Origin of the sequence: uncultured Aquincola sp. (assembly GCF_964001545.1) — a bacterium.
Taxonomy (GTDB): Bacteria; Pseudomonadota; Gammaproteobacteria; order Burkholderiales; family Burkholderiaceae_C; genus Aquincola.
On record NZ_CAXFDV010000085.1, the window covers coordinates 1 to 8,384 of the forward strand.

The 8,384-nt window shown below is 71.5% G+C and carries 7 protein-coding genes; 6 read left to right on the forward strand and 1 reads right to left on the reverse strand.

Going from position 1 to position 8,384, the window contains the following annotated elements:
* From ABNT58_RS03045 to ABNT58_RS03065, 5 genes are all read left to right on the forward strand, one after another.
* A partial coding sequence (locus tag ABNT58_RS03045) for a hypothetical protein (RefSeq protein ID WP_348752038.1) occupies nucleotides 1–1,437 on the forward strand: 1,437 nt, incomplete at its 5' end.
* Nucleotides 1,438–1,474: 37 nt separating this feature from the next.
* The gene (locus ABNT58_RS03050; protein WP_348752039.1) at nucleotides 1,475–1,861 is read left to right on the forward strand and encodes a hypothetical protein; all 387 of its coding nucleotides are present in this window, start codon (nucleotides 1,475–1,477) and stop codon (nucleotides 1,859–1,861) included.
* Between the two features lie 68 nt (nucleotides 1,862–1,929).
* Nucleotides 1,930–4,449 (forward strand): PAS domain S-box protein, encoded by a 2,520-nt coding sequence (locus ABNT58_RS03055; RefSeq protein ID WP_348752040.1) that lies wholly within the window; start codon nucleotides 1,930–1,932, stop codon nucleotides 4,447–4,449.
* Between the two features lie 60 nt (nucleotides 4,450–4,509).
* Nucleotides 4,510–5,898, forward strand: a complete 1,389-nt coding sequence (locus ABNT58_RS03060) for an ATPase domain-containing protein (RefSeq protein ID WP_348752041.1) — start codon at nucleotides 4,510–4,512, stop codon at nucleotides 5,896–5,898.
* Between the two features lie 14 nt (nucleotides 5,899–5,912).
* Nucleotides 5,913–6,362, forward strand: a complete 450-nt coding sequence (locus tag ABNT58_RS03065) for a response regulator (RefSeq protein ID WP_348752042.1) — start codon at nucleotides 5,913–5,915, stop codon at nucleotides 6,360–6,362.
* 18 nt (nucleotides 6,363–6,380) lie between these two features.
* Here the strand turns inward: ABNT58_RS03065 and ABNT58_RS03070 are convergent, their stop codons facing one another.
* Nucleotides 6,381–6,845: a cyclophilin-like fold protein gene (locus ABNT58_RS03070; protein WP_348752043.1), complete on the reverse strand. Its 465-nt coding sequence runs from the start codon at nucleotides 6,843–6,845 to the stop codon at nucleotides 6,381–6,383.
* 125 nt (nucleotides 6,846–6,970) lie between these two features.
* On the opposite strand from ABNT58_RS03070, the gene ABNT58_RS03075 reads away from it, so the two are divergent.
* The gene (locus ABNT58_RS03075) at nucleotides 6,971–8,173 is read left to right on the forward strand and encodes an MFS transporter (RefSeq protein WP_348752044.1); all 1,203 of its coding nucleotides are present in this window, start codon (nucleotides 6,971–6,973) and stop codon (nucleotides 8,171–8,173) included.
* The last annotated feature ends 211 nt before the right edge of the window (nucleotides 8,174–8,384 follow it).

The window sequence follows — 8,384 nt, forward strand, 5'->3', positions numbered from 1 at the left end:
ATGAAGCAGCAGCTGGCCGACAACGGCCGCGACCTGCTGGTGCAGCTGCAGGCGCTGCAGGCCGCGCAAGGCATCGGCAGCGCCACCACGCAGCCGCGCATCGACGCCCTGACGGCCGAGGTGCTGAACGACCCCAAGGCCCAGCTGGCGGTGCGCACCGCGCTGGGCGCCCACCCGGAATTGACCACAGGCGCCGCCGGCCAGCAGCTGCTCGGCTGGTTCACCAGTTCGCAGTTCGCATCGAATGCCAAGCTCACCGACCAAGCGCGCAAGCTGGCCAGCGAGGTGGCCACCGCCCATGTGCAGTCCACGCTGCTGGCGCGCATCGGCAGCTTCGACGCGGCCGACCCGGCCAGCGTGGCACGGGCGCGCGCGGCCATCGACAGCCTGCGCAGCCCGGGCCTGTCGCGCGCCTGGGGCGTGTCCGAGGCGGCGCTGGACAAGGCCTTGAAGGCGCTGGACGACGCGGTGCCGGTGGCCGGTGAAACGGCCGAGCAAAGCGCCGCGCGGCTGAAGACGCTGGACCAGACGCTGGGCAAGATCGGCGGCTTCGACAAGAGCAGCTTGGCCGGCCAGCTGCTGCGCGGCGCCGGCCTGGGCCTGGCCGGCGTCGGCCTGCTGGCCTCGCTGGAACGGGCGGGCCTGGACCCTTCGCTGCGCAACCAGACCAAGGTGCTGGTGGACGCCGCCGGCCTGGGCCAGAAGGGCGCCGAGCTGCTGGTGGGCCTTGGCAAGGCCGACGCGGATTCGTGGGTGGGTAAGCTCGGCAGCACCGCGGCCAGCCGCTTCCTCAGCGTGCTCACCGCGGCGGTGGACGTGTGGAGCGCGGCCGATGCCTTCGGCCAGGGCGACATTCCTTCCGGCGTGCTGTACGGCGTGGGCGCTGGCGGCGGGCTGATGGCCGCCTTTGGCGCCGGCAGCGTGGCCGGGCCCATCGGCATCGGGCTGGTGGTGGTGTCGGTGGTGGGCCTGGCGATCTGGAACGACCGCAAGCAGGCCAACCAGCATGAGCCCGACCACGACGGCGGCGCCTCGCTGCGCTTCCTGCAGCATGCGGGCCTGAGCGAGCCGGCCGCCCGCGCGCTGGTGGACCAGAGCGGCGACGGCCACAGCGTGGTGCCGCTGATGGCGCGCTACGCCGGCCTGCACGGCCTGGACCTGGCCGACCCGGCGCAGCAGCATGAGTTCGTTGACTGGATCAACCAGATGCCGGCCGACCGTCTGGCCGCGCTGCGCGACAGCCTGCACCGTACGATCGACCACCTGGAGGGCGACGCCGGCCGGCTGCCCGCCACCACGTCGGAGGATGCATGGATCGTCGAGGACACGCGGCAGCGGCCCTGGTTTGCCGCCTCGGGCGCGGCGCGGCCCGAATCGGCCGCGCAACTGGACGCGGTGCTGCAGGTGCTGCAGCTGCCACAGCCGCCGGCCGGTTGACCGGCGCCCGCAGGTCCCCGGGCCTGGCCTTGCACGCATGAGCAGCCTGCCCGGCCCTGCCGCGCCGGCCGATGCGCCCTGGCGCCTGCGCTGCCCGCACTGCGGCCTGGCCGCCCTGCCCGCCTGGCGCAAGCTGCTGCTGGGGCCGGCCGGCCGCACGCCTTGCCGGCATTGCGGCCTGGCCGTGGGCGTGGCGCCGGGCCCGGCGGTGCTGGCCTGGCTGCCCTGCCTGCTGGTGGTGGCGGTGGCCCTGACCGGCGGCGGGCGGCGGCCGCTGCTGCTGGTGGCGGCCACCGTGCTGGCCGTGGTCACCACCAGCGTGCTGCACCTGGTGAGCGTGCCGCTGGTGCGCCGCCAGCTCACCGACGCGGCGGCGGTGCGCCGCGCGCTTGAAAAACCCGTGCCACCGGCATCACCAAGCTGACCTCGGGGCCGCGTCGATCCGTTACAGAATGCGCCCTTCCTTCCAAGGCAGTGGCCAGGCAGTTCGGCATGACGCAAGACCGTGTTCCGCTTTCACCACCGCCTGGCCCGGCGCCCCACCCACCCCCGCTGTCGCCCGCCGGCCATGGCGGCCTGCCCAACCACCCCTTCCTGAGCGGCTGCGACTGGGCGGCCACCGCCCTGGGGCCGCCAGACACCTGGCCCGCCGCGTTGCGCACCGCGGTCAACCAGGTGATGGAGACACCCACGCCCATGTGGCTGGCCTGGGGCGAAGCGCTGACCCTGGTCTACAACCGGCCCTATGTGCCGCTGCTGCAGGACAAGCACCCCGCCGCCCAGGGCGCACCGCTGCACGAGGTATGGGGCGAGGTCTGGGCCGACGTGGCGCCGCTGCTGGCCACCACCCTGGCCGGCCAGTCCATCCACCGCGAGCACATGCCGCTGCAGGTGCAGCGCCACGGCCGCACCGAGCCGGCCTGGTTCTCGTTCTCGTACATCCCGCTGCGCGACGAACACGGCACCGTGCACGGCCTGCTGTGCAACGTGACCGAAAGCACCGCGCTGATGCTGGCGCGCGAGCGCCAGGACGAGACCGAAGAACGCTACCGGCTGGCCGTGCTGGCCACCAACGACGCCATCTGGGACTGGCGGCTGCAGGACGGCCACGTGATCTGGAACCAGGCGCTGCAAACCTTGTTCGGCCATGCGCACAGCCAGACCAGCGCCGACTGGTGGCTGGACCACATCCACCCCGAAGACCGCCAGCGCATCGACGACGACATTCATGCGGTGATCGAAGGCGGCGGCACCAGCTGGACCCAGGAGTACCGCTTTCGCCGCAGCGACGGCACGTATGCCGACGTGCTGGACCGCGGCACCGTGCTGCGCCATGCGCAGGGCCGGGCGCTGCGCATGATCGGCGCCATGCTCGACCTGACCGAGCGCAAGGCGGCCGAGGCCGCGCTGCGCGAGAGCGAGCGCCAGTTCCGCACGCTGTTCAACTCGATGGACGAAGGCTTTTGCATCATCGAGTTCCTGGACGGCCCGCATGGCCCGCTGAGCGACTACGTGCACGTGGTGGCCAACCCGGCCTACACCGCCAATGCCGGCATCCCCGACGTGGTGGGCCAGAAGGTGCGCGAGATGGTGCCGGCCGAGGCCGAAGGCTGGGTGCAGATCTACCGCCGCGTGCTGCTCACCGGCGAGCCGGTGCGCTTCGAGCGTGAGCTGGTGGCCACCGGCCGCTACCTGGATCTGGCGGCCTTCCGGCTGGAGCCACCCGAGCGCCGCCAGGTGGCGGTGCTGTTCCAGGACGTGACCCAGCGCCACCGTGCCGAGCTGGCGCTGCGCGAGCTGAACGACACGCTGGAGCGCCGCGTGGCCGCCGAAGTGGCCGAGCGCCTGCGCACCGAAGAAGCCCTGCGTCAGTCGCAGAAGATGGAGGCGGTGGGCCAGCTCACCGGCGGCATCGCGCACGACTTCAACAACATGCTGGCGGTGGTCATCGGCTCGCTCGACCTGCTGGCGCGCCGCTACGTGGGCGAAGACGCCCGCGCCGCCCGCCACGTGGAAGCGGCGCGCGACAGCGCCCGCCGCGCCGCGCAGCTCACGCAGCGGCTGCTGGCCTTCTCGCGCCAGCAGCCACTGCAGCCCGAACCGGTGGACGTGAACAAGCTGGTGGCCGGCATGTCCGACCTGCTGCGCCATTCGCTGGGCGGCGCGGTGCTGCTGGAAACGGTGCTGGCCGGCGGCCTGTGGCGCGCCCATGTCGACCCCAACCAGCTGGAAAACGCCATCCTCAACCTGGCGGTCAATGGCCGCGACGCGATGTCCGACGGCGGCCGCCTGACCATCGAAACTGCCAACGCCTGGCTGGACGAGCGCTACGTGGCCGAGCACCCCGGCCTGCCGGCCGGCCAGTACGTGATGGTGGCCGTCAGCGACACCGGCACCGGCATGTCGCCCGAGGTGCTGGCCAAGGCCTTCGACCCCTTCTTCACCACCAAGGACGTGGGCCGCGGCACCGGCCTGGGCCTGAGCCAGGTCTATGGCTTCGTGCGCCAGTCGGGCGGCCACGTGAAGATGTATTCGGAGCCCGGCCAGGGCACCGCCGCCAAGATCTACCTGCCGCGCCTGACCGGCCCGCAGCCCGACGCGCAGGCCGCCAGCACGCCGCAGCGCCTGCCCCGCGGCGAAGCGCACGAGCTGGTGCTGGTGGTGGAAGACGAACCGGCGGTGCGCGAGTTCTCGATCGAGGCGCTGACTGAGCTGGGTTATGCGGTGCTGCAGGCCGACAACGCCGCGGCCGCGCTGCGCCTGCTGGATGCCCACCCCGAGGTGGCGCTGCTGTTCACCGACGTGGTGATGCCCGAGGTCAACGGCCGCAAGCTGGCCGATGAGGCACTGCGCCGCCGGCCCGGGCTGAAGGTGCTGTTCACCACCGGCTACACCCGCAACGCCGTGGTGCACAACGGCGTGCTGGATGCCGGCGTGCACCTGATTGGCAAGCCCTTTTCCATCGACGAACTGGCCACCCGCGTGCGTGAGGTGCTGGACGCGGGCGGCTGAGGCGGGCCCCTATGCCACACTGGCGGGCGCCGCTCCCTTTCGTCGTTCCTTGCAGTACCCATGAAACTCCAACGCCTGCCCACCGCCATCGACGGACTGGATGTGATCCTTCAGGGCGGCTTGTTCGAAGGTGGCGTGTACATCTTCGAAGGCCCGCCCGGCGTCGGCAAGACCACGCTGGCCAACCAGATCGCCTACCAGCTGGCCACGCAGCGCCAGCGGCGCACGCTCTACGTCACGCTGCTGGCCGAGTCGCATGCCCGCATGCTGCAGCACATGGAGCAGCAGGTGTTCTTCGACCGTGCCCAGGTCAGCGCCAGCATCTTCTACGTCAGCGCCTACCGCGAGCTGGAGGACGGTGGCCTGAAGGCCGTGGTCGCGCTGCTGCGCGGCGAGCTGCTGCGCAGCCGGGCCTCGCTGCTGGTGATCGACGGCCTGGTGGTCGAACACCGCGGCCTCGATGGCGATCTGGCGCGGCAGTTCGTGCATGAACTGCAGAGCCTGGTCAGCGCCATGTCCTGCACCTGCCTGGTCTTGACCAGCGGCAACGGCAATGCGCTGAGCGCCGAGCAGACCATGGTGGACGGCATCTTCACCTTCGAGGACCACAGCTTCCACTGGCGGGCCGAGCGGCGCATGCAGGTGCGCAAGTTCCGCGGCAGCCAGGTCATCCGGGGCAGCCACACCTTCTGCATCTCGCAGCGTGGGCTGCAGTTCTTCCCCCGGCTGGAAAGCCTGCCGCTTGCCGCCGATGGCGGCTGTCTGGGCGAAGGCACGGTGTCCACCGGCCTGCCGGCATGGGATGGTCTCCTACGCAGCGGCGGGGTGCTGGCTGCTAGTTCTTCCGTCGTGATCGGCCATAGTGGGGCCGGCAAGACGGTGCTGGCGTTGGCCTTCGCGGCAGTGGCCTCACCTTCGGTGCCCGCCCTGCTGATGGCCTGCACGGAGTTCGAGGGCGATCTGCGGCGCTCGGGCACTGAGCTCGGCCTGGACGTGGCTCAAGCGATCGACTCAGGCGCACTGACGGTGGTGCACCTGGGGCACGAGGATGAATCGATGGACGAGATGGGCCACAAACTGCTGCGACTGGTGGACGAGCGCAAGATCCGCCGCGTGGTGGTCGATGGCCTCGAAGGCCTGGCGGACACGCTGGCCTTCCCCGAACGCGGCTACCGCTTCCTGGGGCGGCTGCTGACCGAGCTGAAGTGCCGCGGCGTCACCTCGCTGTTCACCGTCGACCCCGCCGCGCTGGCGGTGGCCGCCGGCACCGGCCTGGCTGAAGGCGTGGTGGGCTGGTTCGACAATGCCTTCGTGTTCCAGACCCGCTTCGGCCATGCCGGTGCAGCCCGCACGCTGGCCGTGGCCAAGGCGCGGGGCACGCAGCCCAGCGCGGCGGATACCGACGTGCAGCTGGCCCTGGCGGGTGCCGAACGCCCGCCCAGACATTGAGCCAGGACCTCCCGATGAAACTGGTTCTGATCGTCGAGGACGAGTTTGGCAACCGGGAGGTGCTGCAGCTGCTGCTGGAAGCCGAGGGCTACCGCGTGCAGGCTGCCTCCAACGGCAAGGCCGCGCTGGCCCTGCTGGCGGCCGAGGTGCCGGCGCTCATCCTGTCCGACTTCATGATGCCCACGATGAACGGCGCCGAGCTGGGACTGCTGGTGCGGCAGGACCCTGCGCTGGCCGCCGTGCCCTTCCTCTTCATGAGCGCCACCAGCGAAGACGTGGTGCGCCAGTCGTTCCGCGACTACGACGCCTTCCTGGTCAAGCCCTTCGACATCGACAGCATGCTGGGCGCCGTCCGGCGCTTTGCCACCCAGGGCCGGCCCCCGCAGCCCACGAGCCAGGAGGTGGGCGACTCGATGCGCCAGCTGCTCAAGGGCATCGAGCTGCCGCCCGGCCCCGAACGCTGAGGCGGCGCCTGCCGGGCTTCAAGGCGCGGCCAGCGTCCACTCGGCCACCACGCGGCCGGGCATGGCCAGGCGTTGCACGCCCTGCGTGAGGCGGCCCAGCCGGACGAGGCCCGGCGAGTGCTGGAAGTCCTTGTGGAACAAGGCCACGTTGCCCCAGGGCGCGTAGTAGGCCATGTCGCCCGCCATGGGCGCATAGCCGGCGGGCGCGCCTTCGGTGGTCAGGGCTCGCGGCAGCACCGCGATCTTCTCGGTGGCGGCGTAGTCTTCCAGGCTCAGCCGCAGCGGCAGCAGCGCGGCGAAGTCCCGCGCGGTGGGGTGGTCGTCCAGCAGCAGGTCGAGGCGATGGTCGCCCAGCTTGAGCAGCAGCTTCATGGCAGGCACGGGTGAGGCCCGCACGCTGCCCGCGACCAGTGCGGTGGCCCAGGCCAGGCGCAAGGCGTGTCGGCGGTTCAACGGTGGCGGGCAGTGGTTGGGCAGATTCATGGTGGCATCCGTGCGGGCACTTTAAACATCGCATTCATCAGCCGCGCCCATAGGCGCTTGAAGCGCACGGCGGCTAGTCGCGCGGGGCCCTGCTGCCTAGAGTGCCGGGCTTTGCACCGCCCCGCATGACGCCCGCCAGCCTGCCTTCCCACGCCGCCCACCCTGACCACGGTCCGCAGGCCTGGAGCGCCGTGGGCGCGATGACGCTGTGCGTGGCCATGCTCATCGCCTCGGAGTTCATGCCGGTGAGCCTGCTCACGCCCATCGCGCGTGACCTGCACGCCAGCGAGGGCATGGCCGGCCAGGCCATCGCCATCTCGGGCCTGTTCGCGCTGGTCACCAGCCTGCTCATCCCCACGCTGGCCAGCCGCTTCGACCGCCGGCAGGTGCTGGTGGCCCTGACCGCGGTGATGGTGGCTTCGCTGGTGCTCATCGCGCAGGCCTCGAGCTTCGGCCTGCTGATGATGGCCCGCGCGCTGCTGGGCGTGACCATCGGCGGCTTCTGGTCGCTGTCCACCGCCACGGTGATGCAGCTGGTCTCGCCCCCGCACCATGCACGCGCGCTGGGGCTGATGTACATGGGCAATGCCGCGGCCACCGCGCTGGCGGCGCCGGTGGGCAGCGCCCTGGGCGGCGTGCTGGGCTGGCGCGGCGTGTTCTGGCTGCTGGTGCCGGTGGGCCTGGTCACGCTGCTATGGCAGGCGCTGGCCCTGCCCCGCATGCCCCCGGCCCGCGCGATACCGCCCGGGCGCGTGCTGGGCCTGCTGCGGCGCCCGCAGGTGCGGCGGGCGGTGATCGCCACCATGCTCACCTTCGCGGGCGCTTTCGCCACCTTCACCTACCTGCGGCCGTTCCTGGAAACGCGGGCGCAGGCCACGCTGGCGCAGCTGTCGCTGCTGCTGCTCAGCCTGGGCGCTGCCGGCTTCGCGGGCACCACGCTGGCCACGCTGTGGGTGGGCCGGCGCCTGTACACCCTGCTGTGGGCCGTGCCGCTGCTGCTGGCCGCGGTGACGCTGGCGCTGCTGCCGGCCGCCCCGCTGCTGTGGCTGACGGCACTGGCCCTGGCGGCGTGGGGCGCCCTGAATGCCGCGGCGCCGGTGGCCTGGTTCAACTGGCTGGCGCAGGAGGTCAGCGACGAGCCCGAGGCCGCCGGCGGCCTGATGGTGGCCGCCATCCAGCTGGCCATCATGGCCGGCGCCGCCTTCGGCGGGCTGTTGCTGGACCAGCTGTCGATCGACGCCACCTTCGTGGGCGGCGCGGTGCTGCTGGTGGCGGCCGCGGGCGTGGCGGCCGGGGTTGGAGCACACCGACCACAACCGCAGAGATGACATCGAATCTGGTAGTGATCGCCCGGCAATTGACCCATATGATGCGCTGGCGGAGCACCGCGCCGGGGGCCTGCCACCATGAATCACCGCCAGACCTACATTTTTCGCGGCCTGCTGGTGATCGTGGCTGCAGTGGCCACGCCGCTGGTGGCGCTGCTGGCCTACAACCTGGCCGACCAGCATGGCGACGACATCGCCGCCGCCAAGGCCC